This is a genomic window from Faecalibacterium sp. DFI.5.82, from assembly GCF_029076575.1.
Taxonomy (GTDB): domain Bacteria; phylum Bacillota; class Clostridia; order Oscillospirales; family Ruminococcaceae; genus Faecalibacterium; species Faecalibacterium duncaniae.
The window spans coordinates 1-325 of the sequence record NZ_JARFIS010000297.1; the positions used below are offsets into that span (position 1 = coordinate 1).

The window sequence follows — 325 nt, forward strand, 5'->3', positions numbered from 1 at the left end:
TCGCCCTCGAGCAGGGCTTTGGCCTGAGCAAGATGATCCTGCGCCGTGGTCAGGGCCTGATAAGCCTGCACCACGGGTTCCGCCTCGTGATACTCCTGCATCAGGCGGCGGAACAGAGCAGGATCTGCCGCTGTTTCCGGCTGGTTCAGGCGGATGGAAAGTTCTTCAAACCGGTGGCTGACAGCCTCCATTTGGGAAAGCAGTATTGACATACTGTGCAGTTCTCCTTACATGACCCAATGGTTACTCGGCAGCGCCGGGCTTGAGCACTTTCTTGATGTTTTTTTCAATTTTCGCGCGGGGCAGCATGACCTCACGGCCGCAG

The 325-nt window shown here is 57.2% G+C and carries 1 protein-coding gene; it reads right to left on the bottom strand.

Annotated features, from left to right (window positions below):
• On the bottom strand, positions 1-212 hold a 212-nt coding region (locus P0G09_RS16690), incomplete at its 3' end, for a PCRF domain-containing protein (RefSeq protein ID WP_275253223.1).
• Positions 213-325: the final 113 nt, after the last annotated feature.